Origin of the sequence: Cryobacterium sp. MP_M3 (assembly GCF_015752155.1) — a bacterium.
Classification (GTDB): Bacteria; Actinomycetota; Actinomycetes; order Actinomycetales; family Microbacteriaceae; genus Cryobacterium.
Window position 1 is genome coordinate 149,484 of the sequence record NZ_JADOVI010000003.1, and the last position, 25,832, is coordinate 175,315.

The 25,832-nt window shown below is 70.0% G+C and carries 26 protein-coding genes and 1 riboswitch; of the genes, 6 read left to right on the forward strand and 20 right to left on the reverse strand.

Going from position 1 to position 25,832, the window contains the following annotated elements; all coding sequences use genetic code 11:
- Nucleotides 1-35: 35 nt before the first annotated feature.
- The 4 genes from IWX89_RS05330 to IWX89_RS05345 are packed head-to-tail and all read right to left on the reverse strand — an operon-like array spanning nucleotide 36 to nucleotide 3,530.
- A complete protein-coding gene (locus tag IWX89_RS05330; protein ID WP_231382921.1) occupies nucleotides 36-629 on the reverse strand; it encodes an ATP-binding protein in 594 nt (197 codons plus the stop codon).
- Nucleotides 616-1,398, reverse strand: coding sequence for an energy-coupling factor transporter transmembrane protein EcfT (locus IWX89_RS05335; RefSeq protein WP_196902529.1), 783 nt, complete (start codon nucleotides 1,396-1,398; stop codon nucleotides 616-618). The genes IWX89_RS05330 and IWX89_RS05335 overlap by 14 nt, the downstream gene beginning before the upstream one ends.
- Nucleotides 1,395-2,900: an ABC transporter ATP-binding protein gene (locus IWX89_RS05340; protein WP_196902530.1), complete on the reverse strand. Its 1,506-nt coding sequence runs from the start codon at nucleotides 2,898-2,900 to the stop codon at nucleotides 1,395-1,397. The genes IWX89_RS05335 and IWX89_RS05340 overlap by 4 nt, the downstream gene beginning before the upstream one ends.
- Nucleotides 2,901-2,912: 12 nt before the next feature.
- Nucleotides 2,913-3,530: an ECF transporter S component gene (locus IWX89_RS05345; RefSeq protein WP_196902531.1), complete on the reverse strand. Its 618-nt coding sequence runs from the start codon at nucleotides 3,528-3,530 to the stop codon at nucleotides 2,913-2,915.
- A 36-nt stretch (nucleotides 3,531-3,566) separates the two neighbouring features.
- Nucleotides 3,567-3,677: riboswitch (TPP riboswitch) on the reverse strand.
- A gap of 88 nt (nucleotides 3,678-3,765) precedes the next feature.
- Here IWX89_RS05345 and IWX89_RS05350 point away from each other — a divergent pair.
- Both IWX89_RS05350 and nhaA read left to right on the forward strand, forming a co-directional pair.
- Nucleotides 3,766-3,927, forward strand: coding sequence for a hypothetical protein (locus IWX89_RS05350; protein WP_196902532.1), 162 nt, complete (start codon nucleotides 3,766-3,768; stop codon nucleotides 3,925-3,927).
- A gap of 54 nt (nucleotides 3,928-3,981) precedes the next feature.
- On the forward strand, nucleotides 3,982-5,328 hold the full coding sequence (gene nhaA / locus IWX89_RS05355; RefSeq protein WP_196902533.1) for a Na+/H+ antiporter NhaA: 1,347 nt from the start codon (nucleotides 3,982-3,984) through the stop codon (nucleotides 5,326-5,328).
- Between the two features lie 67 nt (nucleotides 5,329-5,395).
- Here nhaA and IWX89_RS05360 read toward each other — a convergent pair whose 3' ends face one another.
- Together IWX89_RS05360 and IWX89_RS05365 are read right to left on the reverse strand one after the other, a co-directional pair.
- On the reverse strand, nucleotides 5,396-5,728 hold the full coding sequence (locus tag IWX89_RS05360) for a hypothetical protein (RefSeq protein WP_196902534.1): 333 nt from the start codon (nucleotides 5,726-5,728) through the stop codon (nucleotides 5,396-5,398).
- A gap of 9 nt (nucleotides 5,729-5,737) precedes the next feature.
- Nucleotides 5,738-6,958: a DNA polymerase IV gene (locus IWX89_RS05365; RefSeq protein WP_196902535.1), complete on the reverse strand. Its 1,221-nt coding sequence runs from the start codon at nucleotides 6,956-6,958 to the stop codon at nucleotides 5,738-5,740.
- 118 nt (nucleotides 6,959-7,076) lie between these two features.
- On the opposite strand from IWX89_RS05365, the gene IWX89_RS05370 reads away from it, so the two are divergent.
- On the forward strand, nucleotides 7,077-7,637 hold the full coding sequence (locus IWX89_RS05370) for a TIGR03086 family metal-binding protein (RefSeq protein ID WP_196902536.1): 561 nt from the start codon (nucleotides 7,077-7,079) through the stop codon (nucleotides 7,635-7,637).
- Between the two features lie 31 nt (nucleotides 7,638-7,668).
- Here IWX89_RS05370 and IWX89_RS05375 read toward each other — a convergent pair whose 3' ends face one another.
- Genes IWX89_RS05375 through IWX89_RS05390 form a run of 4 tightly spaced genes read right to left on the reverse strand, consistent with a single transcriptional unit; the run spans nucleotide 7,669 to nucleotide 11,758 of the window.
- Nucleotides 7,669-8,469 carry an ABC transporter permease gene (locus IWX89_RS05375; RefSeq protein WP_134507089.1) on the reverse strand — a complete coding sequence of 267 codons (801 nt, stop codon included), beginning with the start codon at nucleotides 8,467-8,469 and terminating at the stop codon, nucleotides 7,669-7,671.
- An 8-nt stretch (nucleotides 8,470-8,477) separates the two neighbouring features.
- A complete protein-coding gene (locus IWX89_RS05380) occupies nucleotides 8,478-9,404 on the reverse strand; it encodes an ABC transporter permease (protein WP_196902537.1) in 927 nt (308 codons plus the stop codon).
- A gap of 51 nt (nucleotides 9,405-9,455) precedes the next feature.
- Nucleotides 9,456-10,658 carry an ABC transporter substrate-binding protein gene (locus IWX89_RS05385; RefSeq protein ID WP_196902538.1) on the reverse strand — a complete coding sequence of 401 codons (1,203 nt, stop codon included), beginning with the start codon at nucleotides 10,656-10,658 and terminating at the stop codon, nucleotides 9,456-9,458.
- A gap of 17 nt (nucleotides 10,659-10,675) precedes the next feature.
- Nucleotides 10,676-11,758 carry an ABC transporter ATP-binding protein gene (locus tag IWX89_RS05390; protein WP_196902539.1) on the reverse strand — a complete coding sequence of 361 codons (1,083 nt, stop codon included), beginning with the start codon at nucleotides 11,756-11,758 and terminating at the stop codon, nucleotides 10,676-10,678.
- Between the two features lie 149 nt (nucleotides 11,759-11,907).
- Between IWX89_RS05390 and IWX89_RS05395 the strand changes: the two genes are divergently transcribed.
- Together IWX89_RS05395 and IWX89_RS05400 are read left to right on the forward strand one after the other, a co-directional pair.
- Complete coding sequence (locus tag IWX89_RS05395) at nucleotides 11,908-12,798, forward strand: ABC transporter ATP-binding protein (protein ID WP_196902540.1); 891 nt, start codon at nucleotides 11,908-11,910, stop codon at nucleotides 12,796-12,798.
- Nucleotides 12,795-14,387, forward strand: coding sequence for an ABC transporter permease (locus IWX89_RS05400; RefSeq protein WP_196902541.1), 1,593 nt, complete (start codon nucleotides 12,795-12,797; stop codon nucleotides 14,385-14,387). The genes IWX89_RS05395 and IWX89_RS05400 overlap by 4 nt, the downstream gene beginning before the upstream one ends.
- A 19-nt stretch (nucleotides 14,388-14,406) precedes the next feature.
- Here the strand turns inward: IWX89_RS05400 and IWX89_RS05405 are convergent, their stop codons facing one another.
- From IWX89_RS05405 to IWX89_RS05425, 5 genes are all read right to left on the reverse strand, one after another.
- Nucleotides 14,407-14,985 (reverse strand): YdeI family protein, encoded by a 579-nt coding sequence (locus IWX89_RS05405; RefSeq protein WP_196902542.1) that lies wholly within the window; start codon nucleotides 14,983-14,985, stop codon nucleotides 14,407-14,409.
- 39 nt (nucleotides 14,986-15,024) lie between these two features.
- Nucleotides 15,025-16,692, reverse strand: coding sequence for an ABC-F family ATP-binding cassette domain-containing protein (locus tag IWX89_RS05410; protein ID WP_231382922.1), 1,668 nt, complete (start codon nucleotides 16,690-16,692; stop codon nucleotides 15,025-15,027).
- Nucleotides 16,693-16,776: 84 nt separating this feature from the next.
- Nucleotides 16,777-17,559, reverse strand: a complete 783-nt coding sequence (locus tag IWX89_RS05415) for an SDR family oxidoreductase (RefSeq protein ID WP_196902543.1) — start codon at nucleotides 17,557-17,559, stop codon at nucleotides 16,777-16,779.
- 125 nt (nucleotides 17,560-17,684) lie between these two features.
- Nucleotides 17,685-17,996: an AzlD domain-containing protein gene (locus IWX89_RS05420; RefSeq protein ID WP_196902544.1), complete on the reverse strand. Its 312-nt coding sequence runs from the start codon at nucleotides 17,994-17,996 to the stop codon at nucleotides 17,685-17,687.
- Nucleotides 17,993-18,742 (reverse strand): AzlC family ABC transporter permease, encoded by a 750-nt coding sequence (locus IWX89_RS05425; protein WP_196902545.1) that lies wholly within the window; start codon nucleotides 18,740-18,742, stop codon nucleotides 17,993-17,995. The genes IWX89_RS05420 and IWX89_RS05425 overlap by 4 nt, the downstream gene beginning before the upstream one ends.
- 171 nt (nucleotides 18,743-18,913) lie before the next feature.
- Here IWX89_RS05425 and IWX89_RS05430 point away from each other — a divergent pair, with 171 nt between their 5' ends.
- The gene (locus tag IWX89_RS05430; protein WP_231382923.1) at nucleotides 18,914-19,849 is read left to right on the forward strand and encodes a DNA-3-methyladenine glycosylase; all 936 of its coding nucleotides are present in this window, start codon (nucleotides 18,914-18,916) and stop codon (nucleotides 19,847-19,849) included.
- A 37-nt stretch (nucleotides 19,850-19,886) separates the two neighbouring features.
- Here IWX89_RS05430 and IWX89_RS05435 read toward each other — a convergent pair whose 3' ends face one another.
- The 5 genes from IWX89_RS05435 to gatA all read right to left on the reverse strand — a co-directional run bounded on the left by IWX89_RS05435 (nucleotide 19,887) and on the right by gatA (nucleotide 25,831).
- The gene (locus IWX89_RS05435) at nucleotides 19,887-21,167 is read right to left on the reverse strand and encodes an HNH endonuclease signature motif containing protein (RefSeq protein ID WP_196902546.1); all 1,281 of its coding nucleotides are present in this window, start codon (nucleotides 21,165-21,167) and stop codon (nucleotides 19,887-19,889) included.
- Nucleotides 21,168-21,379: 212 nt separating this feature from the next.
- On the reverse strand, nucleotides 21,380-22,483 hold the full coding sequence (locus tag IWX89_RS05440) for a VIT1/CCC1 transporter family protein (protein ID WP_196902547.1): 1,104 nt from the start codon (nucleotides 22,481-22,483) through the stop codon (nucleotides 21,380-21,382).
- Entirely contained in the window at nucleotides 22,480-22,779 is a 300-nt protein-coding gene (locus tag IWX89_RS05445; RefSeq protein ID WP_196902548.1) for a hypothetical protein, read from the reverse strand. Before IWX89_RS05445 ends, IWX89_RS05440 begins: the two co-directional genes overlap by 4 nt.
- The gene (gene gatB, locus IWX89_RS05450) at nucleotides 22,779-24,284 is read right to left on the reverse strand and encodes an Asp-tRNA(Asn)/Glu-tRNA(Gln) amidotransferase subunit GatB (protein WP_196902549.1); all 1,506 of its coding nucleotides are present in this window, start codon (nucleotides 24,282-24,284) and stop codon (nucleotides 22,779-22,781) included. Before gatB ends, IWX89_RS05445 begins: the two co-directional genes overlap by 1 nt.
- Nucleotides 24,284-25,831 (reverse strand): Asp-tRNA(Asn)/Glu-tRNA(Gln) amidotransferase subunit GatA, encoded by a 1,548-nt coding sequence (gene gatA, locus IWX89_RS05455; protein WP_196902550.1) that lies wholly within the window; start codon nucleotides 25,829-25,831, stop codon nucleotides 24,284-24,286. The genes gatB and gatA overlap by 1 nt, the downstream gene beginning before the upstream one ends.
- Nucleotide 25,832: the final 1 nt, after the last annotated feature.

A 25,832-nucleotide genomic window follows, 5' to 3' on the forward strand; every position in this document is an offset into this window, starting at 1 on the left:
CCTAGTCCGGGACGGCCGGTTTTAGGCGACCTCTTTCACACGCCTGGCGGGCCGGGAGTCTCCGTCGTCCCGCTGAGCCGGATCGTGGCGCCGTGTTCCGGGTCGTCCCGGCCCAGGTAGGCCTCCCACTCGTCCTGCCACTCGTCCCAGTGCGACCGGAACATGTCCCCGTCCCGCGCGAGGGCGCGCTTCTTGCGGATGCCGTCGTCGGCGGCGAGCCAGACCCTGATCCCACTGAACGGAACGTGCGCGGCCGCGAGGGCGCCGCATCCTTCCACGATGAGCGGGCGCGCCGGATCAACCGGATGCCATTCGGCGGCCCGGGCGTTCGCCCAGTCGTAGCGCTGCCAGGCCGCGGGCAGTCCGTCCGCTCGCGGGGTGAGCACGTGCCGGGTCAGGTGTTCGACGGCGGCGTCAAGACCCTGCCAGCCGGGGTAGATGTCGTCGAGCCGCACCAGGACCGGCTCTTCCCCGGGCCAGGCGGCGGCGAGCCGGTCGGCCAGGGTGCTCTTGCCGGCCCCGCTCGGCCCGTCGATGAGCACGACGGGGGTGGGCCCGGCGCCCGCCAGGGCGGCGAGGATCGGTGCGAGCAGCGCCGACATGCGCCCGTCCGGCTCAGGCGAGGACAAAGTTCCAGTTTCCCGTCGCCACGGAGACGACGACCGCCAGCAACGCCACGAGCAGGCCGATGCCGACCAGGGCATACTCCCGCGTGCCGAACCTGGACGGCCTGGCCCAGGTGCGACGGACCGGGGCGCCGAAGCCCCTGGCCTCCATCGCCGTCGCCAGTTTGCTCCCGCGCCGGATGGACAACACCAGCAGCGCGAACGCCTGTCCGGCGAGGCGGCGGATGGCGCCGCCGTCGCCGATCCCCCTGGCCCGCCTGGCCAGTTCGAGGGCACGCCAGTCCTCGATGAACAGGCCGACCAGCCGGAGGCCGGCCAGGCCGCCGAGAACGAACCGGGACGGCAGGTGCACGACCTGGGCGAGGCCGTCGGCGAGGTCGGTCGGGTCGACCGTGACGAACAGCACGACCGACGGGAGGCCGATCGCCAGGATCCGCAGGGTCGTGGCCACAGCCAGGTCACTCGACCCCTGGGTCACGTGGACGAGCCCGAATGCCCAGTACACCTGGCCGGCAGCCTGCCCATAGAGGAGGGTGGTCAGACCGGCAGTCGGCGCGGCCAGCCAGACCGGCAGGGTGCGGAGCAGGAACATCCGTGCGCTCAGTCCCGCCCAGAAGAACAGCACGGCCTCGCAGCCGAGCGCGACGAGGGCCGACACCCAGTCGATGGTGAGCATGAGCACGCCGGCCAGGAGGAGCGCCGCAGCCAGCTTGGCCACCGGATTGACCCGGAAGATCGCGTGCGTCCCCTCGGGGACCCTGAGCACGCTCATCTCGGGGCCACCGGCTGGCGATCGGCGACGGGGTCGGTCAGGCGGAATTCCCGGTCGGCGACGGCCGCGACGAAGTCGCTGTCGTGGGAGACGGCCAGCACCGCCGTTCCGTCGTCGATGAGCTCGAGTAGCAGCGCCACCACCTCACGCCAGGTGCGGAAGTCCTGGCCGAAGGTCGGTTCGTCGAGGACGAGCAGGCGCGGCTGGGTGGCCAGCACCGTGCCGACCGACAGGCGTCGTTTCTCCCCGCCGGACAGGGTGAACGGATTCGCCTCCGCCAGGTGGTCGAGCCTGAGCCGCTGCAAGAGGGTGTCGACCCGGCTGTCGACGGCCGGCCCGCTCCGGCCGAGTGCCCGCGGGCCCACCGCGAGCTCGGCCCGCACGGTGCCGGCGACGAATTGGTGCTCGGGGTCCTGGAAGACCGTGCCGACCCTGGTCAGAAGCTGCCGGGAGGTCCAGCCGATCGGGGCGGCGCCCGCCCCGTCGGCGAAGCCGGCACTCGCCCCCAGCCGTCCGCCCGCCGGCTTCAACAGCCCGGCGAGGGTGAGCGCCAGGGTCGACTTCCCCGACCCGTTCGGTCCGGTGACGGCCAGGGCGGACCCGGCCCGAACGGTGAGGTCGAGGTTCCGGGCGACGACGACGCTCTTCGTGCGCGCTATGGCGAGGGACTCCGCGCGAAGCAGGATGCCGTCGGCCTCGTCCCGCGACGTGGCCCGCCGGACCGGCATCCCGTGGCCGCGACCGGGCACCCAGACCCCGGCCGCCGAGAGCCGTTCGCCCTGGCTGGCCAGCACGTCCTCCGGCCGGCCGTCGGCCAGCACTCCCCCGGCCTGGTCGAGCACGATCACCCGGTTCACCAGGTCCTGCCAGATGGCCACCCGGTGCTCGATCACGATGAAGGTCGCCGCCGAATGCTCGAGAACCCGAGCCACGGCGTCGCGCACCTCGATCACTCCTGTAGGGTCGAGGTTCGCCGTGGGTTCGTCGAGCAGGAGCAGTCCCGGCCTCATCGCCAGCACGCCGGCCAGGGCGAGGCGTTGCTTCTGGCCGCCGGACAATGCCGAGGTGGGGTGGTCCAGCGGCACGTCCAGTCCCACCAGGTGGAGGCTCTCCCGCACGCGCCGCCAGATTTCCTCGCGCGGCACGCCGAGGTTCTCGCAGCCGAACGCGACATCGTCGCCGACCCGGGCCAGGATGACCTGCGAGTCCGGGTCCTGCAGCAGCAGTCCGGCCTGGCCGCGGGCCGCGGCAGGCTCGCCACCGTTGACCAGCAGTCTGCCGTGCTGTTCGCCTTCATCGTCGCCGCCGAGCACGCCGGCCAGGGCGTGCAGCAGTGTCGATTTGCCCGCGCCGGACGCGCCGAGCAGGAGCACGCGTTCTCCGGGTTCGATTCTCAGGTCGAGCCGGGCGACGGCCCAGCCGGTGCGGCCGGCGTGCCGCCAGCCCCACCCCTGGGCGTCGACGGATGCACTCCGGGAGGTAGGCGAATTCGCGGCGGTCATCGTTTCCGCGCCCTAGTTCGCTGCACGAACCGCCCGGCCGGCGGCGAACCGGGACAGCGCCCCGGTGCGGGCCAGGCCGCGCATGGCCAGCCAGGACAGGAGACCGGCCACGACGATGCCGGAGACGACGGAGGAGAGCGTGTAGATCGTGATGAACGGCGCCGCCGAACCGGGGTACGAGAACAGCAGGTCGTTGACGGCCAGGGCGAGCCCGGCGCCGGCGCCGGACAACAGGGCAACGTAAAGGCGGTAGTTGGCGTAGAGGAAGATCGCGAACACCAGTTCGGCGCCGAGACCCTGAACCACCCCGGAGACGAGGATGGTGGCACCCCAGGCCGTGCCGCCCACGAGGGTGGAGACCACGGCTGCGAGCAGCTCGGTGTACAGGGCAGCCCCTGGCTTGCGGATGATCAGTCCGCCGAGGACCCCGGCGAACAGCCAGCCGCCTCCGAGGAGGGCCTGGAGGCCCGGCAGTAGCGGGGTGAGCAGCCCGCTGAGCGGGTTGTAGGCCTGGTTCCAGACCACGAAGATCAGTCCGCTGGCCACGCCGATGACGCTGGCGATGACGATGTCGACGACCCGCCATTTCCGTGAGACCGGTCGGGTGGCGATGGTGGTTTCAGTGTGCACTGTTCGTGCCCTTTCCGTAGAGAAAACAGGGCACGGGTACGAGATAATCTGCCTCCCTGCGCTGGCATGATCCAGATCAGGTTCGACGGTCGAAGCTTTCCGAAGCTTCCTCTCAGCCCGGTTGACCGGACTCCCGTGTTCGTAGTCGAGTATAGACCGCCGCCTAGACTCGGACGATGACTCGAATCCGCGCCCGGACCGGACCCGGTCGGCCGACCCGTTCGGTCGTCCCAGGGTGAGCGTCGCCGTCCCCCTGCTGCTCGCGGGGTTGCTGATCCTGCTGCTGCGCCGCTTCATCCTCCGCCGGCGCCGGGTCCTGCGCGGGCTGCCGGTGAGCGGCCCCTGGCATCTGCCGGCCTGGTTCCGAAACCGACCCCGTGTACGCTGGAAGCGGTGAGTCGGGAAGTCTGGTCGACGCCCTAGCGTCGAACCGAAAACCAGAGGATCTCCCGTGAACCCACCATCTCCGTCCGCCCCCGCCGAAGAGACCAGGGCTCAGATCTTCCGCCGGAGCAGCTACCTGGAGTACCTCCACGTCGCGCAGATCCTGCGCAAGGAGACCGTGGGCGGGGCCCTGCTCCTCGCCGCTACCGTCGTCGCCCTCATCTTTGCCAACACCCCGGCCGCCGGCTTCTACTTCTCGCTGCGCGACTTCGAAGTCGGTTTCGAGCCGTGGCACCTGAAACTCAGCCTCGGCGCGTGGGCGGCCGACGGGCTCCTGGCCGTCTTCTTCTTCATCGCCGGTCTCGAGCTGAAGCGCGAGTTCGTCGCCGGCGACCTGCGCACCTTCAGCCGCGCCGTCGTCCCCGTGGCGGCCGCGATCGGCGGTGTCATCACCCCGGCCCTGTTCTTCGTGGCCATCAACATCGGCGGCGGACCGGAAGCACTCCGCGGCTGGGCCGTGCCCACCGCCACCGACATCGCCTTCGCCGTCGCCGTCCTCGCCGTGATCGGCTCCCACCTGCCGAGCGCGCTGCGCATCTTCCTGCTCACGCTCGCCGTGGTCGACGACCTGCTCGCCATCGGGATCATCGCGTTCTTCTACTCAAATGACATCCAGCCGATGATGCTCCTCCTGGCCGTCGTGCCGCTCGCCCTCTTCGCCTACCTCACCCACCGGCACTCGAACTTCTTCGGCAGGAAGACCTGGGCGGGCTGGCTCATCCTGCTGCCGATCGGGCTGCTCGTCTGGGCCCTCGTGCACGGTTCCGGAATCCATGCCACGGTCGCCGGCGTGCTGCTCGGCTTCGCCGTGCCGGTGCTGCGCAGCCGGGAGGGCGGCGGCCCTGACGCCGGTCCCGGACTCGCCCAGACGCTCGAGCATCGCATCCGCCCCATCTCGGCGGGTTTCGCCGTGCCCGTGTTCGCGTTCTTCTCCGCCGGGGTGAGCATCGGCGGCGCCGAGGGACTCACGAAGGCCCTGACCGACCCGATCGCCATCGGCATCGTCGTCGCCCTGGTCGTCGGGAAGCCGGTGGGCATCCTCTTTGCCACCTGGCTGGTCACCAGGACCACGAAAGGAACCCTGGACCCTGACCTGGCCTGGGTCGACGTCATCGGGGTGGCAATGCTCGCCGGGGTGGGATTCACGGTCTCGCTGCTGATCAGCGAACTCGGATTCGGCCACGGAACGGTGCTGGACGATCACGCCAAGGTGGCCATCCTGACGGGGTCGCTGCTCGCCGCGCTTCTCGCCACGGTCGTGCTGCGCGCGCGGAACCGGCACTACCGGCTGGTCGAAGCGAAGGAACGGCTCGACGAGGACAGCGACGGCGTCCCCGACGTCTTCGTCGACTGAACGGTCGGTTTCGAAGGCCGGAGTGCCCTGGCGCGTCAGTGCGTCAGCGCGTCAGCGCTTCAGCGCTTCAGCGCTTCAGCGCGCGGATGACGCGGGAGATCGCCTTGCCGGCCACCCAGACGAACGGGATGCCGACGGCGAGCAACGAGATCACGTTCGGCTCGAAACGCAGCGAACCGCCCGACTTCACGTAGGCGCCGATCGGGAGGGACATTCCGCCGCCGCCGCCTCCGCTGCCCTTGCCGCTCTCCGCGGAATCGCCTTCGCCGCCGCCGAAGCCGTAGTAGACGAGGGCGACAGGTACCAGGCTGACGCCGTCGACCTGCACGGGGTCGCCGTAGGCGGTCTTCACTCCGGCGGAACGGGAAATTTCTGCGAGCTTCTCTGGCAGGCTAGTCATGCCCTCAGGCTACCCCTTGTCGGGTTTGAGCAAAGAGGCCGGGCGCACCGCGCCCCTCCCGAACCGCGCGGTGACCGTGTCGACGGCCCGCTCGGCTCCACGCCAGTCGTCGTCCGGGTCCCACAGGCCGAGGCCCTGGCCGTCACCGTCGCCCAGCTGTTCGACGCGCACCCCGATCAGGCGCACCCGGATGCCGGAGGCGGCGAGGGTGTCGAAGCTGGCCGCAGCCTCCTCGTAGATCCGCCGGCCGACATCGGTGGCCTCCGCGAGGGTGCGCGACCGGGTCACCGTGCTGAAATCCGCATAACGCAGCTTCAGCACGACGCACCGGCCGACCAGGCCTGCGCCGCGAAGCCGGGCCGCCACCGCATCGGACTGGCGCAGCAACTCGCTGCGCAGGCGGGCGACATCCGTGACGTCGTGCTCGAAGGTGACCTCGTGGCCGACGCTCTTCTCCTCACGCTCGGTGGTGACCGTGCGCGGGTCCCTCCCCCAGGCCAGGTCGTGCAGTTTGCGTCCGGACGCCTCCCCCACGGTCTTCTGCAGCACCGCGAGCGGGGTGCGGGCCACGTCACCGATCTGCCGCAGGCCGAGCCGCAGCAGGGAGGCCTCGGTCGTCTGGCCGACCCCCCAGAGGGCGCCGACGGGCAGCGGATGCAGGAAGGCGAGGGTCTCCTCCGCCGGGATCACGAGCAGCCCGTTGGGTTTGGCGCGCCCCGACGCCATCTTGGCCACGAACTTGGTCGACGCGGCGCCGACGGAGCAGGTGAGCCCGGTCTCGGCTTCAACGGTGCGCCGGATCAGGGCCCCGATCACGGCCGGCGAACCGTGCAGCCGTCGGGCGCCCGCAACGTCGAGGAAGGCCTCATCGATGCCGAGCTGTTCGACCAGCGGTGTGATGTCGCCGAAGATGCCCATCACCCGGTCCGAGAAATGCTTGTACCGGCTCATGTGCGGCTCGAGCACGACCGCAGCCGGGCAGCGGCGCAACGCGAGTGCCATCGGCATGGCCGAGTTGACCCCGTAACGGCGGGCCACGTAGTTCGCCGCGGTGACGACGGACCGGCCGGACCGGTGCCCAACGATCACGGGCCTGTCGACGAGTTCGGGGTGGTCGAGCAGTTCCACGGACGCGAAGAACGCGTCGAGGTCGACGTGCAGCAGGGTCGCGGTGCTGTCGTCGACGGATGCCGCCGACACCGTGCGGTCGCTTCCGTCCTGCCTGCTCATGGAGCGACCCTAACCCACCCGGCGGCCCTCGCGCGCCACCCGATTCCGGCATCCGATTTCGTCTCCCGGAATGCGGGCGGGCCGAACTCGGTTGCACCCGATGACGAAAGGAGCACCCATGACGCACGATTGGATTGCGCTGCAGAAACTGGCCCACGACGAGTTCACCGCCCGAGTGGACCGGATCACCGAGTGGGACCAGGCCACGCCCGACGCCGACTGGACCGTGCGGGACCTCGTGAGGCACGTGGTGCTCGAGCAACAGTGGATCCCGCCCCTGCTCAGCGGGCTCTCCCCGCTCGAGGCCCGCCGCGCGCTGGCTCCGCTGGGTGCCGACCTGGCCGCCGAATGGCGCACCTACTCGGAGGCCGCGACCGCCGCGTGGCGGGCGACGCCACTCGACGCCCCCGTGACCCTGTCCTCTGACACCGTGACCGCCCTCGACTACCTGCGGGAGCAGGTCTCCGAGGTCGCCATTCACACCTGGGACCTTGCCCGCGCGACGGCCGCGGACGACACGCTCGACGAGTCGCTCGTCGAGGCCGTCTGGACCGTCTTCGAACCACAGCGCGACACACTGGAGGCCAGCGGCCTCTTCTCCTCCCCGGTGCCGGTTGCCGAGGACGCCCCGTTGCAGTCGCGGCTGCTCGCCCTGACCGGACGGGACGCACGGGTCTAGTGCCGAGCCCCGGGCTCTCGACCCGCGGGCCCTACCGGGCGATCTTCTCTGCCCCGGCGATGCGCTGGGCGATGTAGATCGGCACGATCGACACGAGCACGAGCACGACGGCGATCACGTTGACCACGGGGGCCTGATTCGGCCGGAACAGGTTGTCGAGGATCCAGAGCGGCAGGGTCTTCACCGACGACCCTGCCGTGAAGGTCGTGACGATGATCTCGTCGAAGGACAGCGCGAACGCCAGCAGCCCGCCCGCGAACAGCGCGGATCGCAGCTGGGGGAACGTGATCAGCCGGAAGGTGGTCCACACCCCGGCGCCCAGGTCGGCGGACGCATCCTCGTAGCTCGTGCCGAGCCGGCGGAGGCGCGCGATCACGTTGTTGAACACCGTCACGATGCAGAACGTGGCGTGGGCGACGATCACGGTGACGATGGAGAGCTGCACGCCGAGGATCGTGCGGAACGCATTGTTGAGCGCGATACCCGTGATGATGCCGGGCAGGGCGATCGGCAGGATCACCAGCAGGCTCACCGCCTCCCGCCCGAAGAACTCGAAGCGCTGCAGGGCCAGGGAGGCCAGCGTGCCGAGCACCAGGGAGATCACGGTGGCGGCGAGCGCGACCTGCACGCTGGTCAGCACGGCGTCGAGCGCTCCCGCGTTGCCGAAGGCCTTCACCCACCATTCCAGGGTGAAGCCGGGCGGCGGCCAGGTCAGACTGGTGCTCGTGCTGAACGAGTTGACGAGCACCACGACAAGCGGCAGGTAGATTGCGGCGAGCACGACGATCGTGATCGCGGCCAGGAGGCCCCGGGCTGGGCGGCTCAGTCTCATGACGGCCTCTACAGGTTTTCCAGCGCACCGGTGCGGCGCACCGCGGCGAGGTAGGCGAAGATGATCACGATCGGGATCAGGGCGATGGCCGCGGCGAGCGGCAGGTTGTTGGCGGCGCCGACGTTCGTGTAGACGAGGTTTCCCAGCATCTGGTTGGCCCCGCCGACGATGTTCACCGTGATGTAGTCGCCGAGCGACAGGCTGAAGCTGAAGATCGAGCCGGCGATGATGGCCGGCCAGATCATCGGCAGCACCACGAGGCGCAGCGTCGACCAGGTCTTGCCCCCGAGATCACCGGATGCCTCCAGCAGCGAGTCCGGAACCCGCTCGAGTCCCGCATAGATGGGGAGGATCACGTACGGCAGCCACAGGTAGGACAGCGTGATGATGGTGGCCGGCAGGCCATAGCCCGGGGTGTGGCCGCCGAACGGCGCCGCCAGCCATTCGAAGATCCCGTCCCGCGAGAGCACGGAACGCCAGGCGTAGGCCTTGACGAGATAGCTCGCCCACAGCGGCATCAGCACCGCGATCACGAGCACTCGTTGCAGGCGGGCGCTGGCCACCTTCGCCATGTAGAACGCGATGGGCAGGGCGATCAGGATGTCGACGAGGGTCACCAGAAGGGCCACCCCCAGCGTGCGGAGGGTCACCGTCTGGTAGAGCGAGCCGGTGAGCACCGCGCCGATGTTGTCGAGCGTCCAGGTCTGCGAGATCGTGCCGGTGAAGGTGTCGACCGTCCAGAGCGCGGTGATCAACAGGGCCGCCAGGGCGGCGATGTAGACCAGGCCCAGCCAGAACATCGGCGCCGACAACAGCAGCGACAGGCGCAGCCTCGGATGCCTGCTCAGGAAGACCGAGCCCCGCCGGGCGACCGTGTCCCGCGGGGCGGGAACGATCGGCCGGCCGGCGGGCCGGGTCGGGGTATCAACGGTCATGGTGTCTTTCTCTCGCCGGACGCGGCTCTCGCGGAGGGTGGACGGCCGGGGTCAGCCCTTGATCTCCTGCCAGGCGGTGGTCCAGGCGGCGTAGTCGGTGCACTTCACGTCGGTGCGGCCGTCGACGCAGGTGGCGATCGGGGTGGTCCAGTACCAGATCTTCGACGCGTAGTCGGCGTCGCCGGCGTGGAAGAGCGAGCACTGGTCAGGGTTCGACATGAAGTCGCAGGCCTTCTGGTTGGAGGGCGCCTCGCCGAAGTACTCGGTGGCCTGGGCGTTGGCCTTCGGGCTGCTGATGTAGTTCAGCCAGGCGTAAGCGCAGTTCGGGTTCTTCGCCTTCGCCGCGATCATCCAGGTGTCCGACCAGCCGGTGACGCCCTCGGAGGGCACGACGACCTCCGCCTTGGTGCCCGGGGCCAGGGAGTTGCGGATGACCTGCCAGGTCGTGCCGACGACGGTGTCCCCGGTCTCGAATGCCTGGATCGACTTGAGGTAGTCGGACCAGTATTCGCCGATGTTCGGGCGCTGCACCTTGAGGAGGTCCACGGCGGCGGCCAGCTGCTTCTCGTCGAGGGCGTAGGGGTTCTTGATGCCGAGGTCGGGCTGGTGGCTCATCAGGTACGTGGCGGCATCCGCGATGTAGATCGGCGAGTCGTAGGCGGTGACCTTGCCCTTGTAGGCCGAGGACTTGTCGAACACGACGTCCCAGGACGTGGGCGCCGGGGTCACGGCGTCCGTGTTGTACATGAGGAGGTTCGCGCCGTAGCCGTGCGGCACCCCGTAGGAGACACCGTCGACGCTGTTCCAGGCCTGCAGCTTGAGGAAGTCGTAGACGCCGGCGTAGTTGGGGATCAGGTCGGTGTTCACGGGGGCGACGTCGCCGGCCGCGACGAGACGCAGCGAGGCGTCGCCGGATGCCGCGACCACGTCGTAGTCGCCGGTCTTCATCAGGTTGAACGCCTCGTCCGAGGTGCCGTAGGTCTTGCTGGTGACCTTGCACCCGGTCTCGTCCTGGAATGCGCTGACCCAGTCGACGGCCGGGTCGTTGCTGCCGTCCTCCACGTAGCCCGGCCAGGCGAGGATCGACACTGACCCTTCGTTGGTGCCGAGTTTCGTCGGGGCCTTGGCAGCCGTGCTCCCGCCGTTGCCGGCCGAGGTGGTGCCGCAGGCGGTCAGGAGGGCGACGGAGAGGATGGCCAGCCCGGTGAGGGCGGCCGACGTCTTCGTGCGACGAAGGGGAGTAGAGCGATTCATTGCGGTCTCCATTCGAATTAGCGTGTGGCGGGTTCTGGTCTGGTGAGCGGGGGAAGGTCGTCGGCGGGAATCGGGGCGGCGGCCAGGGCCACCGTGTCGCGTTCGTCCCAGCCCACCCGCACCCGGGATCCGCGCTCGTCTTCGCCGACCCGGTCGGCGTCGTTCTGTTCGAGCACGGTGACGCGGGTGCCGATGTCGAGGTCGACGATCAGGCGGGTGCTGCTGCCCACGTAGATGACCTCGGCGAGGACGCCCGCCGCTTCGCGGTCGGTGTGGATGGCGGTGTCCTCGGGGCTGATGCTCATCTTCTCCGGCCGCACGGAGTGGATGCCGCCGCGCCCGAGCACCTGCCTGGACAGGGTGTCGTCGAGGATGTTGGAGGTGCCGACGAATGCGGCGACGAACGGTGAGACCGGTTTGTCGTAGATCTCGGCCGGAGTGCCGAGTTGCTCGATCCGGCCCTCGTTGAAGACCGCGATCCGGTCGCTGAGGGTGAGGGCTTCCTCCTGGTCGTGCGTGACGAAGATGAAGGTGATCCCGAGTTCGCGCTGCAGTTCCTTGAGCTCGACCTGCATCTGTTCGCGGAGTTTGAGGTCGAGGGCGCCGAGCGGCTCGTCGAGGAGCAGTGCCTTGGGGCGCACCACGGTCGCCCTGGCCAGGGCGACCCGCTGGCGCTGGCCGCCGGACAACTGCCCGGGTTTACGGTCGCCGTAACCCTCCAGGCGCACGGTGGCGAGCGCTTCCCTGGCCAGCACGTGCCGTTCGCGTTTGGGCATCCCACGCACCCGGAGCCCGTAGGCGACGTTGTCCAGCACGCTCATGTGCGGGAACAGCGCGTAGTCCTGGAAGACCGTGTTGACGTCACGGTCGAACGGCGCCCGGTCCGTGACGTCCTGCCCGAAGAGGGACACCGTGCCGCTGGTGGGCTGTTCGAATCCGGCGATCAGGCGGAGCACTGTCGTCTTGCCGGAGCCGGACGGCCCGAGCATGGAGAAGAACTCCCCCTCCGCGATGTCGAGGTCGACCCCGTCGACGGCGTTGACCGCGCCGAACGTCTTGGTCAACCCGGTCAACCGGATCGCTGGTCGGTCAGCAGCCACGGGGCCTCCTCGCTCGTCCTTGTCGCTAAATCATATGGAAGCGGATGTAACTTCGTCCGGTTTCCCAGGTTGCGGTCGGGTCACAATGCGCTTCGCCGCCATCATGGCCCCTCTCGTCCGCGCCCGTCAGGCTGAGTAGGGTGTGGAATATGAGCGAAGCCATCAGTGTGCGGGGCCTGACGAAGAGTTTCGGCAAGGTCAGGGCCCTGGATCGACTCGACCTGGCGGTGGAGGTCGGCGAGGTTCACGGTTTCCTCGGACCGAATGGTTCGGGGAAGACGACGACCCTGCGCATCCTGCTGGGGCTGCTCCGCGCCGACGCCGGAGAGGTGGCGTTGCTCGGGGGCGACCCGTGGTCCGACGCGGTCGACCTGCACCGCCGGCTGGCCTATGTGCCCGGGGATGTGACGCTCTGGCCGTCCCTCTCCGGCGGAGAGGTCATCGATCTGCTCGGCCGGCTTCGCGGCGGACTCAACCCGGGGCGGCGCGCCGACCTGCTGGAGCGGTTTCAGCTGGATCCCACCAAGAAATGCCGGACCTACTCGAAGGGCAACCGGCAGAAGGTGGCGCTGATCGCCGCGTTGGCCAGCGACGTCGAGTTGCTGCTCCTGGACGAACCGACCTCCGGCCTGGACCCGCTGATGGAGGCCACCTTCCGTTCCTGCGTGCAGGAGTTGCGCGATGCCGGGCGCACGGTGCTGCTGAGCAGCCACATCCTGGCCGAGGTCGAGGCGTTGTGCGACCGGGTCAGCATCATCCGAAACGGCGCCGTCGTGGAGACCGGCTCCATCGCCGCCATGCGGCACCTGACCCGCACGGTGATCCAGGCCGAGATGCCGGCGGTGCCGTCCGGTCTCGCCGCGATGCCCGGCGTGCACGAGGTGGTGGTGACCGGCAACCGCATCACGGCGAGCGTGGAAACGGCCGGCCTCCCCGGGCTGCTGGCCGCGCTCGGCGCGGCGGGGGTCAGCTCGCTGACGAGCAGCCCGCCGACCCTCGAGGAGCTGTTCCTGCGCCACTACGAGAGCGTACGGAGATGAGCACCCAGCTGCGGGGCACGGGCAGCCTGCTTCGTCTGGCCCTGCGCCGGGACCGCTGGCTGCTGCTCGGGTCCGTTCTCGGATTCGCCGGGATCGCCGCCTCGTCCGCGTCGGCGACCGCGGGCCTGTACCCCGATCCGGCGTCCCGGATCGAGGCGGCCGGGGCGGTCAACTCGTCCGCCGCGATCGTGGCCATGTACGGGCGGATCTACGATCCCACCTCGCTCGGCGCGCTGGCCATGTTCAAGCCCGCCGTCTTCGGTGCGGTGGCCGTGGCGATCCTGATGGTGGTCGTCGTGATCCGGCACACCCGCGCCGAGGAGGAGTCGGGAAGGCTCGAGCTGGTCGGTGCCGGCGTGGTCGGGCGCTCGGCCCCGCTCGCCGCGGCGTTGATCGTCGCCATCGGGGCCAGCGCGGCCGTCGGGGCGGCCACCGCCGCGGGGCTCCTCGCCGCCGGGCTGCCTGCTGCCGGCTCGATGGCGTTCGGCGCCGGCTGGGCGGTGACGGGGGCGTGTTTCGCCGGCCTGGCCGCAGCGACCGCGCAGGTCACCACGGGCTCACGAGCCGCCAGCGGGCTGGCCCTGGCCGGGATCGGGGCTGCCTACGTGCTCCGGGCGGTCGGCGACCTCTCCGAAGCCGGACCCAGCTGGCTGTCCTGGCTGTCGCCGATCGGGTGGAACCAGCAGATCCGGGCGTTCGCGGGTGACCACTGGGGTGTCCTGGCACTCCCCCTGACCGCCACTGCTGTGACCACGGCCGCGGCGTTCCTCCTGCGTCGTCGCCGGGACCTCGGCAGCGGGCTGATCACCGAGCGCTCCGGTCCCGCGGCGGGCCGGCTGGGCACGCCGCTCGGCCTGGCCTGGCGCCTGCAGGCCCCCACCCTGCTGGCGTGGACCATCGCGCTGGCAATCCTGGGCCCGGTTCTCGGCACAATCGCGCACACCGTTGCCGATCTTCTCAACTCCCCCGGCATGAAGGCGATCGTCGAACAGCTCGGCGGCCGCCAGGGTCTGACGGATGCCTTCCTCGCCGCCGAGATCGGGCTGTTCGGCACCATCGTCGCCGCCTACGGAATCGTGGCGGTGTCCCGGCTCCGGGCCGAGGAATCCACGGGGCACGCGGAAGCACTCCTCGCAACGTCGGTCGGGCGGGTCCGGATGCTCGCCGCTCACGGCGGGCTGGCCCTCGCCGGTGTCGCCTGGCTGCTGATCGTCACAGGCGCCGGAACGGGCGCCGGTCACGCCCTCGCTGTGGGCGATCCGGGCCAGATCGGCCGGGTCACGCTCGCGGCGACCGCGAGGATCCCGGCCGCGTGGGTCGTCGTGGGACTGGCCATCCTCATCTGGGGTCTCTGGCCCCGCGCCACCGCGGGCGCCTGGGTCGCCTACATCGCGTTCATCCTGGCCGGCGAGTTCGGCACCCTGTGGGGCGTGCCCAGGACTCTCATCGATCTGAGCCCGTTCGCGCACTCGCCGCTCCTGCCGGGGCCCGATCCGAACTTCGACGGCCTGCTCTGGCTCATGGTGGTCGCGGTCGCGTTCCTGGCCGCGGGAACGACGGCCTTCCGCCGGCGCGACCTGGCTCCCTAGGCATCCGTTCGCCGGAGGCTCATCGCGGGTAGATCGTGCGACCGTCCGCGAGCATCTCCACGTAGCCCGCGATCTTCGCGGCGCGGGTCTGGGCCTTCTTCACAGCGTTGATGCGGAACAGGATCGCAAACCGGTTCTGGGAGTCGAGCGTCGCGAATGCCGACGAGGCGGCGGGGCTGGCGTCGAGGGCGACCCGGAGGTCCTCGGGCACCGGAGCATCCTTCTGGCGGTAAGCCGCCTCCCACCGGCCGTCCGCCCTGGCCCGGTCGATCTCCGCGTGGCCGGCGGGGCGCATCCGCCCGTCAGCGATGAGCGCGGCGACCAGGCCCTGGTTGCGCTGCGACCATATGCTGCGGGCGCGCCGTGGGGTGAAGACCTGCAGGTGGTAGTCGTCGTCGAGAGACCCGGCCTGTCCGTCGATCCAGCCGAAGCAGAGCGCGCTCTCCAACGCCAGCGGATAGGTGATCCCGGGTACTGCCGAATTCTTCTTGCGCAGTTGGAGTCTCACTCCGTCATGGCCGGCGTTCTGCTCCAACCAGGCTTCCCAGTCGGCCACCGTCTCGAAGAGCAGGATCGGCTTGTCGGCATTCGCTCCCATGACCGCTAGCGTAGGCCGCACGATGCGACCCGGCGACCATCAGGCCGCGCGCACCACGATCTCACCGGGTGCCGCGGTGTCGCCGCCGAAGACGAGGTGCCGGTTGGCGATCTTGTCGCTGAAGAAGCGGTCGTGGCTGACCACGACCACGGCGCCGGGGAAGTGCAGCAGGGCACGCTCCATCACCTGGGTGCTGGACATGTCGAGGTGGTTGGTCGGTTCGTCCAGCAGCAGCACGGATGCGCCGGAGAGCAGGCACTGCGCCATCGCGACCCGCGCACGCTGGCCGCCGGACAGGTTGCCGATCTTCTGTTTGAGGTCGGCCTCGGAGAACTGGAACATCGACAGGAACCGGCCGACGGACTTCCGGGTCGCCGTGAAGGCCAGGCTGCCGGGCATCGCATTGACGGCATGGGTGACCGTGTCGGTGTCGTCGAGTTCGGCGAGGACCTGGTTGTAGGACACCACGGCGGTCCCGCTCGCCCAGGCGACCTCGCCGGAGTCGGCCCGTTCCTCGCCGGTGAGCACCCGGAGCAGGGTGGTCTTCCCGCTGCCGTTGGCGCCGAGGACCACGATCCGGTTGCCCCGCCTGATCTCGAAGCTGAGCCCCTGGAAGAGCACCTTGTCGCCGTAGGACTTGCCGAGCGATTCGACCCGGCAGAGGACATCCTTCACGTGCAGGCCACCGTAGATCTCGGTGATGATCTGGTCGACGGGTCGCGGCGTGCGGGCCTTCTTGATCTTGGCCAGCTGGTTGCCGAGGTCCCGGGTGGCGGCCTTCGCGGCTTCCCTGCGGTCGGCGATGCCCTCCGCTTCGAAGGCGAGCAGTTCCGATTCGTGCACGAATTGCTGCTCCAGGTTCTTGAGCCTGAACTGCTTCTGGACCACGTATTCGCCGAAGTCACCCGGGTACTCGTGCAGGTGGAAGTTCTCGACCTCGATGATCCGGGTGACGACGGCGTCGAGGAACCTGCGGTCGTGGGAGACGATGATGGCGGCGCCCCGGAAGGTGCGGAACCAGGCTTCCAGCCATTCGACACCGGCCACGTCGAGGTAGTTGGTGGGCTCGTCGAGCAGGAGGACGTCGGGTCCCTCGAGCAGGATCTTGGCCAGCGCGGCGCGGTTGCGCCACCCGCCCGACAGCTCGTCGATCGAGCAGACGCGGTGGGCCTCGTCGAAGCCCAGGGTGGTCAGTGCGGTGTCGATGCGGCGGGTGTAGTCCCAGCCGTCGAGCCTGTCCATGTCTTCGAACAGCTCGGCCTGGCGGTGGATGAGCCGGTCCAGTTCCGGGCTACCCGACGGGTCGGCGGCGATGGCCGAGTCGATCGATGCCAGTTCGGCTTCGATGGCCTTGATCGGGGCGAAGAGCTCGTCGAGCACCTCGAGGATCGTGGATTCGCCGTTCAGCTCCGAGAACTGGGAGAAGTAGCCCACCTTGATGTCGGCGTCGAGGCTGACAGTGCCGGTGTCCGGAAGGACCTGGCCGAGGGCCAGTTTCAGAATCGAGGTCTTCCCGGATCCGTTCTTGCCGATCAGGCCGACCCTGTCGCCGGTTTCGAGGCGGAAGAACGCCTCGCGCAGGATCTGCGCGTTTTCAAAGCGGACGCTGACGTCGTTCAGCCGGATCAGGCTCATTGCTGCCTCTCGAGGGGTGTTCAGGGGCACCCGTGGGACTCCGGTGTGGTGTCCCTGGAGGCGCAGGGCCATGGACGATTCTACAAGGGCAGCTGCCGGGCGGGTGCTGGGAGCCGCACCGGGCATCCGTCGCGGACAGCACGGGCACTCGGATGGTCACCAGGTGGAATCCCCGCGGAGGACGACGTCCGACCCGCCGTCGATGTAGACGATCTGCCCGCAGAGGTGGGTGTTCTCCTCGCTGGTCAGCCAGGCCAGCAGCCGGGCGACGGCGATCGGTTCGATGAACCCGTTCAGGGGCATCGGCACCATCTGGGCGAGCTGGTTCCTGGCCTCCACCGTGCCGGTCATCTCCGCCGTCATCGGGGTGAGGACGACACCGGGCGCGACGGCATTCAGCGGGATGGACGCACCGGCCCAGGGCGGCGTCGCCGCATTGCGGCGGATCCAGCGTGACAGCGCCCGCTTGGTGGTCCCATAGATGAGGTTGGCCTGCTCGGGGCCGGCGTCCACCAGTTCGGCGGCACGGGTGAGGGCCCGTTCCTCGTCACCCTCGAGGAAGGCCGCGAGGAGGGTGTCGTCGGGTTCGAACAACGCAGCCATCGACGACACGGCGACCGCGCGCGGCGCCGGGGAGGACAGGAGAAGGGGGCGGAGCGTCTCGAGCGTCGCGACGGTGCCGAAGAAGTTCACCGCGGCGGTCACGGCGACCGGGGCTGCGGACCCGGCCACGGCGAGGACCGCGTCGATGGAACCGCCGCTGAGCGCGGTGACCTCTCCGAGGAGGGTTGCCCGGCCGCTGGCGGTGGCAAGGTCGACGGTGACGTCCGCGTCGTGAAGGTCGACGCCGATCACCTGCTGGCCGTGCTCCCGGAGCAAGTCGCAGGTGGCTTTCCCGATGCCGCTGGCGGCTCCGGTGACAACGGAGGTACGGGGCATGGTGACTCGATTCTCGCCGAGGAATTCCGGGCCCTGCGCCCGGTACCGCCATGCTCTGCGGGAATATCTCGCCCGGGTAGGGCCCTTGGTCACGAGGAGGCCGGAACGGGACCGCCGCGCCGAGCCTAGGGCAGCCCCAGCACCCGGAGCCCGGCGGCCGCGGCGGCACCCGCGATCACGACCACCAGGAACGGCGCCTTCAACCAGAGGGCGACGGCCGCGACGATCAGCGCCCCCACCCGGGAGTCCAGGCTCAGGGTCTGGCCGGTCGCCACGGCGTTGGCCATCGTCAGGGATGCAAGGAGTCCGATGGTCAGGGTGCCCGCCACCCGGGCGATGCGCGGGTTGGTCAACCATTTCCGCGGCACCAGGTAGCCGAGCAGCTTGGTGAGGAAGGCCAGGACGCAGGCCACCAGGATCCAGAACCACAGGCTCATGAGGCGCCCCCTGTTCCCGGCGCGTCAGGGGCAGCGTACGGGTCGATGTCGGGTTCCAGTCCCTCGCCCGCGGGGCCGCGCCGGTAGCCGAACCAGCCGATCAAGCCCGCGACGACGGCCGCGACCAGGATGGGCAGGCCGGGCGGCACGAAAGGCACGACGAGCACGGTTGCGAGGGCGCACACTGCGGCGACGGCCCCGGCCTCGCGGGAGCGCAGGCGCGGCCAGAGCAGCCCGAGGAACGCCGCCACCGCGGCCCCGTCCAGACCCCACCTCTTCGGGTCGCCGAGGCTGTCTCCCGCGAGAGCCCCGACCAGGGTGAACAGGTTCCAAAGCACGAAGATGCCGAGTCCGGCCACCCAGAACCCGCGCTTCTGCTCGAGCAGGTCGGCCTGCCCGGTGCTCGTGGCCAGCGACTCGTCGATGGTCACCTGGGCTGCGGCGAAGCGGCGCCAGCCCCGCGGGTGGATCAGGGCGTTCATCTGCATGCCGTAGACCGCGTTCCGGATGCCGAGCAGGGCCGCCGCGCCCGCGGCCGCCACCGGACTCCCCCCACCCGCGATCACCCCGATGAACGCGAACTGGGACCCCCCGGAGAAGAGCAGCAGGCTCAGCGCCGAGGTCTGCCAGACGCTCAGCCCCGACGCCACCGAGAGTGCGCCGAAGGAGACGCCGTAGAGCCCGGTCGCCACCGCGATCGACAGGCCGACCCGGGCGGCGGGGGAATCGCGCAGTCTCGTCGGCACCGGTCCATGCTACGGGCAGGCGGACAGGCCCGGTCCTCGCGCAGCCGGCCGAACGCGTACACTTTTGCGAAACGATCGCTCCGATCGAGACGCTCATGCCCGGCGTCTGCCCGAGTGCACGCTCGCCCCTGCGGCACACCGGGAGTTGGATGGCTACGGCCGACGAGGACGATGACTCTCCCACCCACGATTTCCCCGGATGCCGCCTCCACCTGGCACCCGCAGCATCCGACCGACGTCGCCCTCACTCTTGCCCGTCTGCGGCGCGGCCGGGCGGACCCGACCCATCAGGTCGCCGCCGACGGATCGCTCTGGCGCACCACACTCACCGTCGACGGACCGGCCTCGCTGCGGTTCGCGCAGTCGGACCTGGACACGCTCACCTGCCAGGCCTGGGGTGCCGGTGCCCGTGCCGCGATCGACGCGGCACCCGCGATGGTCGGGCAGGATGATGACCCGGCCGGGTTCTCCCCCGCCCATCCGGTGCTCGACGGCGCGCACCGGCGGCATCCGGGCCTCCGCATCCCGAAGACGGGACGGGTGATGGAGGCGCTGATCCCGGCGATTCTCGAGCAGCGGGTCATCGCCGTGCAGGCGACTGCGTCGTGGCGGCGGTTGGTGCACGCGTACGGCACGCCGGCGCCCGGCCCGACCCCCCGCCCCATGCTGGTCGTGCCGACCGTGCGCGCCTGGCAGTTGATCCCGTCCTGGGAATGGCACAAGGCCGGCGTCGATCCGCAACGGTCGCGAACGGTGATGGCTGTCCTGGCCGTCGCGCGCCAACTGGAGCGCTGCGTCGAGTTATCCCCGGACGAGGCGATGACCCGGCTCCGATCGGTGCCGGGCGTCGGTGTCTGGACGGCAGCGGAGGTCGCCCAGCGGGCCCTCGGTGACGCGGATGCGCTCTCGGTCGGCGACTACCACCTCGGCGGGTTCATCGGGCATGCCTTGTTCGGCGTGGAGTTCGACGACCGGCAGCTGGTGGCGGCCATGGAGCAGTGGCGGCCGCACCGCTTCCGGGTGGTGCGGCTGGTTGAGACCAGCGGCGTGGCCGGGAGACCCCGGCGCGGACCGCGGATGCCGTTCGTCGACCACCGCGCGCACTGATCGGGAGTCGGATAGCGGGGAACGGCCGGGCCGTGAGTCAGAACGGAGGGTCGTCGGGGAGGTCAGGCGCGGCTGTTTCTGGCGCCCCTGCTGTCGGCGGCCCGGTCGGCAGGACGGTGGCGGGTTCGGTGACGAAGTCCCGCCCGGTCGGGGACGTCCAGGTCAGGATCCCGCCGGGTTTCTGGGCGACGGTCCACCGGGTCTGGGTTTTCAACGCGTGGTTGGGTTTGCACAGGTGGGCGAGGTTGTCGTGCGCGGTCTCGCCGAGCAACCCCCAGTCATGACTGTGGTCGAGCTCCGCACCCCTCGCGGGACGATTGCAGCCTGGAAAGCGGCAGGTCTCATCGCGCAAGCGGAGGAAGCGGCGCATCGCCTTGGGGGTTTTGTACCGGTCCCTCCCGACGGAGAGGATCACCCCGGTCTCCGGGTGGGTGAGCAACCGGGTGAAGCTCGGCGCCCTCGACGCCAGATCCCGCGCCGTCTCCGGGTCGATCGGCCCGTACCCTTCCAAGTAGCCGGGTTCCTCACTGTGCCCGAGGAGCGTCAGCACCGGCACAGTCACGTGCACGGTCGCTTTCACGCCGGTGCCGACACCTGTCGGGGTGACCCCGTGGATCAGCAGGTCACTGAGCACATCGGTGCGGATCTGCGTCAACGTGCGTTCCTCGCCCGGACCCTGCAGGCTCGCGGCGAGGTCGGTGGCCCGGTGGAAGATCGCCTGCACCAGCTCCGCCCCCGTCGTCAGGAACAACGTCGCCATCCCGTCGGCCCCGGCCTCCACGGACGAGGTGCGCTTCGCGATCGACTCGGTATGCCGCGCGGTGATCGTCTCCGGGTGCAGCCGTTCCCGCAGCAGCCGGGCCTTGTGCTTGAGCTTGGCCACAGTGAGGTGCTCGGCCGAGGGCAGCAGGGCCTGTTCGAACGCGGCCAAACCCTCCTCGGGGATCGACCAGGACTGCTGGACTATCGCCTGCGCGTGCCGGTAGCTGATCCGCCCCTCCGCCAACGCCGCCCGGGTGCCGGGGAGGTCTTCGACCAGGGCCTTACTCTCCGCGAGCAGGGTCTCCGCGCTGCGTTCCGGGATCCGTAATGTCACGGCCAACTCGCTGGAGAGCTCCCGCTGGGCGATCTCCTCCCGGCTCCACAAGGACTGCGGGCTGAGCGGAATCGACGTGGCCTGCGCGACGCTGAACCGGCGGGCCCGATCGACCGCCTCGGCCCGCACCGCGAAGCACCGGGCAATCGCCTTGTCGGCCGCCGCGACCTCGTCGAAGAGCCGTCCGAGCTGCTGCTGGGTGGTGCTCACCGGGATGGCCATACCCGCACACTACGACCAGCCACCGACATTCCCCGGGGCACAACCGGACCTCGCGATTGGGTGTGGATAAGCTGATCAAACCCGTTTTGTGGAGGACAAGTCCAGGGTGATTTCGACAAGCTCAATCACCGGGAACGGCGGTCGAGCCTGTCGAGACCCGGTGGGGTGATTTCGACAAGCTCAATCACCCGGATGGAGGGAGACGGGCCAGATCAGGCCATCGACGTGCCGAAGAGCAGTCCGAGCAGGTAGGTGACGCCGGCGGCGCCGAAGCCGATCAGCAGCTGTCGGAGGGCGCGCCGCAGCGGCGGTCCGCCGGAGAGCAGCCCGACGATCGCACCCGTGGCCAGCAGGGCGAGGCCGACGAGCACGGCCGCCACGATGATCGCCGCCGCCCCGCTGAGCCCGAACAGGTAGGGCAGGACGGGCAGGATCGCCCCGGAGGCGAAGAAACAGAAACTCGACGTTGCCGCGCCGAGGCCGGTGCCGATCGCCTCGTGCTCGTCGACCGCGGGCGAGAGACCGCCCCGGGGAGCGACTTCGACCGGGCCCGTGGCGATGGCCACCGTGCGCAGCACCTCACGGGCGTGCACCTCGGCCCGCTCCGCGGTCATTCCCTGCGCCCGGTAGACCAGGGTCAGTTCGTTGGCCGCAAGGTCGAGGTGGGACAAAACCGTTCGGGTCGCCGGGTTCGGGGTGGACGCTTCGAGCAGTTCCCGCTGTGAGCGCACAGACACGTACTCCCCCGCTCCCATCGACAGGGCGCCGGCGAGCAGCCCGGCGATGCCGGTGAACAGGATTGTGGCCGTCGGAACCCCAGTGGCCCCGATTCCGAGCACCAGGGCCAGGTTGCTCACCAGGCCGTCGTTGATGCCGAAGACCGCGGCACGGAAGGTTCCGGCCAGCCGCTGGCGACCGCGGGCCGCGAGGCCGCGCACGACCTCCTCGTGGATGCGTTCGTCCGCCGCCATCGTGCTGGTGGCATCCGCGTCGTCATCGTAGGGCGAACGGGACTCGGCCCGCTGGGCCAGGGCGAGCACGAACACCGAGCCGAACCGGCGGGCCAGGAAACCGAGGAAGCGGGTGCGCATGGCGCCGCGCCGGGGCGTCCCGGCCTGGTCTCCGAGAAGCCCCCTCCAGTGCGCTTCGTGGCGGCCCTCCGCCTCGGCGAGGGCGAGCAGGATTTCCTTCTCCTCGCCGGTGCGGCGCGCGGCCAGGTCGCGGTAGACCGCGGCCTCGGCCTGTTCGTCAGCCAGATACTGTCGCCAGCGACGGATGTCCGCAGCGCCGGCCGGGCGCTCGTGGGTCACGCTCATGCTTCCGGCGCCGCTTCGAGGTGACTCTGCGTCACCCGGGCTGACTCGTGCGGGCCCGACCCGTCGAGCCCGTAGAACGGTTCGTCGAATTGCACGACCCAGACCGCCTCGCGCAGGGTCACCGGGGCGTAGAGCGCGGCGCCTTCCATGTCGCCACCGGCCACGATCACCCCGCTCGGGTCCGGTGCGTCGGAATCCGGGTAGTTGCCGCGGTCGAGCCGCACCACGACCTGGACTCCCACGCCGAACCCGGTTCGCCCGGGTCCGGCCGGCCGCTGCTTCTTTCCGAATGCCATTACTCCGCCGTTCCGGCTCTCTCCAGCACGAGCTCGCGCACCCGTGCGGCATCCGCCTGGCCGCGCATGGCTTTCATGACGGCACCGATCACGGCGCCGGCGGCCTGCACCTTGCCGTCGCGGATCTTCGCGAGCACGTCGGGCTGCGCGGCCAGGGCCTCGTCGATCGCGGCGATGAGCGCGCCGTCGTCCGATACGACCGCGAGGCCGCGCAGTTCGACGACCTCGAGCGGGGTGCCCTCGCCGGCGATGACGCCCTCGAGCACCTGGCGAGCCAGGCGGTCGGTGAGCGTTCCGGCCACGACGAGTTCGATCAGCGCTGCAACCTGCACGGGGTGCACGAGGGAGTCGGCGGCCACGCCGGCCACGTTCGCGAGCCTGGCCACCTCACCGGTCCACCACTTGCGGGCGGCCTGGGCTGCCGAGCCGGCGGCGATGGTGGCCTCGACGGCGTCGAGCAGGTCGGAGTTGACGACGTCCTGGAACTCCAGGTTCGCGAAGCCCCAATTGGCCTGGAGACGTTTGCGGCGGGCGGCCGGGGGCTCCGGCAGGGTGGCACGAAGCTCCTCGACCCATTCGCGCGACGGCGCGACGGGCACGAGGTCGGGCTCGGGGAAGTAGCGGTAGTCGTCGGCATCCGACTTGGGCCGGCCGGCGGAGGTGATGCCGGTGTCCTCGTGCCAGTGCCTGGTCTCCTGGGTGATCGTTCCGCCCGCGGCCAGCAGCGCCGCCTGGCGCTGGATCTCGTAGCGCACGGCGCGCTCGACCGAACGGAGCGAGTTCACGTTCTTGGTCTCGGTGCGCGTGCCCAGGATGTTCGAGCCGCGGGGGCGGAGCGAGACGTTGGCGTCGCAGCGCACGTTTCCCTCCTCCATCCGGGCGTTGGAGACGCCGAGGCCCTTCACGATCTCGCGGATCGCGGCCACGTAGGTGCGCCCGATCTCCGGGGAGTCGGCCTCGCCGCCCTCGATCATCTGGGTGACGATCTCGACCAGCGGCACTCCGCCGCGGTTGTAGTCCACGAGCGAGTAGTCGGCACCCTGGATGCGGCCGGTCGCGCCGCCGACATGGGTCAGCTTTCCGGCGTCGTCCTCCATGTGGGCGCGTTCGATGTCGACCGTGACCAGGCGGCCGCTTTCGAGCTCGATCGTGAGTTGCCCGTTGAACGCGATCGGCTCGTCGTACTGCGAGGTCTGGAAGTTCTTCGCGGTGTCCGGGTAGAAGTAGTTCTTGCGGGCGAAGCGGGAGTACTCGGCGATCTCGCAGCCGAGGGCGAGGCCCAGGCGGATGCTCGACTCGATCGCCTTCGCGTTCACCTGCGGGAGCCCGCCCGGCAGGCCGAGGCAGGTCGGGCAGGTGTTCGTGTTGGCACCCTGGCCGAATTCGTTGGCACAGCCGCAGAACATCTTGGTCTTGGTGTTGAGTTCGACGTGCACCTCGAAGCCGAGCACCGGCTCGAACAGTTCGAGGGCCTTGTCGTAGTCCATCAGTTCGGCCTTTTTCATCAGACGACTCCCTCTTCGCTGGCGAACATTTCGGTGGGCGCGAGTTCGGGCGCCTGGCTGAGCAGGGTGTGCCCCCAGGTCGCTTCGAGCAGGCGCTCGACGGCGGCCCCGAAGGTGTACAGGCGGGCATCCAGTTTCGCCGGCGCCATGATCTGCAGGCCGACGGGCAGCCCGTCCTCGGGCGCGAGCCCCATCGGAAGGCTCATCCCCGGCACTCCGGCGAGGTTCGCCGGGATGGTGGTGACATCGTTGAGGTACATCGCCATCGGGTCGGTCATCTTCTCCCCGAATTTGAAGGCCGTGGTGGGCGCGCTCGGCGACACCAGCACGTCGACCTGGGCGAAGGCCGCGTCGAAGTCGCGCTGGATGAGGGTGCGCACCTTCTGGGCGCTGCCGTAGTACGCGTCGTAGTAGCCGGCGCTCAGGGCGTAGGTGCCGAGGATGATGCGGCGCTTGACCTCGGGGCCGAAGCCGGCGTCGCGGGTGGCCGCCATCACCCGCTCGCTGGTGAGAGGACCTTCGGCCGGGTTGACCCGGATGCCGAAGCGCACCGAGTCGAACCGGGCCAGGTTGCTCGACGCCTCCGCGGGCAGGATCAGGTAGTACGCGGCGATCGCATACTCGAAGTTGGGCGCGCTGACCTGCACGATCTCCGCGCCGGCCTTGGCGAGGAGGGCGAGCGTCTCTTCGAAGCGCTGCTTGACGCCGGGCTGGAATCCCTCGCCGGCGAGCTCCTTGATCACGCCGACGCGCACGCCCTTCAGGGCGCCGTCGGCCAGTCCGGCGCGGGCGGCGGCGGCCATCGACGGCCAGGAGTCGGTGAGCGACGTCGAGTCGAGCGGGTCGTGCCCGCCGATCACATCGTGCAGAAGGGCCGCGTCGTAGACCGTGCGGGTGACGGGGCCGACCTGGTCGAGCGAGGACGCGAGCGCGATCGAGCCATAGCGTGACACTCCGCCGTAGGTGGGCTTGACGCCGACCGAGCCGGTGACGGCAGCCGGCTGGCGGATGGAACCGCCGGTGTCGCTCCCGAGGGCGAGGGGCGCCTCGAAGGAACTCACCGCGGCGGCGGAGCCGCCTCCCGACCCGCCGGGGATCCGGTCCAGGTCCCACGGGTTGTGAGTCGGGCCGTAGGCGGAGAACTCGGTCGACGAGCCCATCGCGAACTCGTCCATGTTGGTCTTGCCGAGGGGAATCAGCCCCGCGTCGCGCACGCGGCGCACGACGGTGGCGTCGTAGGGCGGGATCCAGCCCTCGAGGATCTTGGAGCCGGCCGTGGACGGCATGTCCTGGGTGGCGAGCACGTCCTTGATGGCGATCGGCACCCCGGCGAGCGGGCCGAGGACGTCGCCGGCGGCGCGGCGGGCGTCGATCCGGGCCGCGGTGGCGAGGGCGGCATCCCTGGCCACGTGGAGGAAGGCGTGCACGTCGGTGTCGATGGCCGCGATGTGGTCGAGGTGGGCGCGCGTCACTTCGACGGAGCTCACCGATCGGTCGGCGAGCAGGCCGGACAGGTCGGCGGCGGACAGCTTGATCAGGTTGGTCATG

Bases quoted from the DNA above. Each gene is read 5' to 3' on its own strand.
- IWX89_RS05335 (WP_196902529.1), bottom strand. From the start codon at position 1,398: ATGAGCGTGCTCAGGGTCCCCGAGGGGACGCACGCGATCTTCCGGGTC.
- IWX89_RS05340 (WP_196902530.1), bottom strand. From the start codon at position 2,900: ATGACCGCCGCGAATTCGCCTACCTCCCGGAGTGCATCCGTCGACGCC.
- IWX89_RS05360 (WP_196902534.1), bottom strand. From the start codon at position 5,728: ATGACTAGCCTGCCAGAGAAGCTCGCAGAAATTTCCCGTTCCGCCGGA.
- IWX89_RS05365 (WP_196902535.1), bottom strand. From the start codon at position 6,958: ATGAGCAGGCAGGACGGAAGCGACCGCACGGTGTCGGCGGCATCCGTC.
- IWX89_RS05370 (WP_196902536.1), top strand. From the start codon at position 7,077: ATGACGCACGATTGGATTGCGCTGCAGAAACTGGCCCACGACGAGTTC.
- IWX89_RS05375 (WP_134507089.1), bottom strand. From the start codon at position 8,469: ATGAGACTGAGCCGCCCAGCCCGGGGCCTCCTGGCCGCGATCACGATC.
- IWX89_RS05380 (WP_196902537.1), bottom strand. From the start codon at position 9,404: ATGACCGTTGATACCCCGACCCGGCCCGCCGGCCGGCCGATCGTTCCC.
- IWX89_RS05385 (WP_196902538.1), bottom strand. From the start codon at position 10,658: ATGAATCGCTCTACTCCCCTTCGTCGCACGAAGACGTCGGCCGCCCTC.
- IWX89_RS05395 (WP_196902540.1), top strand. From the start codon at position 11,908: ATGAGCGAAGCCATCAGTGTGCGGGGCCTGACGAAGAGTTTCGGCAAG.
- IWX89_RS05400 (WP_196902541.1), top strand. From the start codon at position 12,795: ATGAGCACCCAGCTGCGGGGCACGGGCAGCCTGCTTCGTCTGGCCCTG.
- IWX89_RS05405 (WP_196902542.1), bottom strand. From the start codon at position 14,985: ATGGGAGCGAATGCCGACAAGCCGATCCTGCTCTTCGAGACGGTGGCC.
- IWX89_RS05410 (WP_231382922.1), bottom strand. From the start codon at position 16,692: ATGGCCCTGCGCCTCCAGGGACACCACACCGGAGTCCCACGGGTGCCC.
- IWX89_RS05415 (WP_196902543.1), bottom strand. From the start codon at position 17,559: ATGCCCCGTACCTCCGTTGTCACCGGAGCCGCCAGCGGCATCGGGAAA.
- IWX89_RS05420 (WP_196902544.1), bottom strand. From the start codon at position 17,996: ATGAGCCTGTGGTTCTGGATCCTGGTGGCCTGCGTCCTGGCCTTCCTC.
- IWX89_RS05430 (WP_231382923.1), top strand. From the start codon at position 18,914: ATGACTCTCCCACCCACGATTTCCCCGGATGCCGCCTCCACCTGGCAC.
- IWX89_RS05435 (WP_196902546.1), bottom strand. From the start codon at position 21,167: ATGGCCATCCCGGTGAGCACCACCCAGCAGCAGCTCGGACGGCTCTTC.
- IWX89_RS05440 (WP_196902547.1), bottom strand. From the start codon at position 22,483: ATGAGCGTGACCCACGAGCGCCCGGCCGGCGCTGCGGACATCCGTCGC.
- IWX89_RS05445 (WP_196902548.1), bottom strand. From the start codon at position 22,779: ATGGCATTCGGAAAGAAGCAGCGGCCGGCCGGACCCGGGCGAACCGGG.
- gatB (WP_196902549.1), bottom strand. From the start codon at position 24,284: ATGAAAAAGGCCGAACTGATGGACTACGACAAGGCCCTCGAACTGTTC.
- gatA (WP_196902550.1), bottom strand. From the start codon at position 25,831: ATGACCAACCTGATCAAGCTGTCCGCCGCCGACCTGTCCGGCCTGCTC.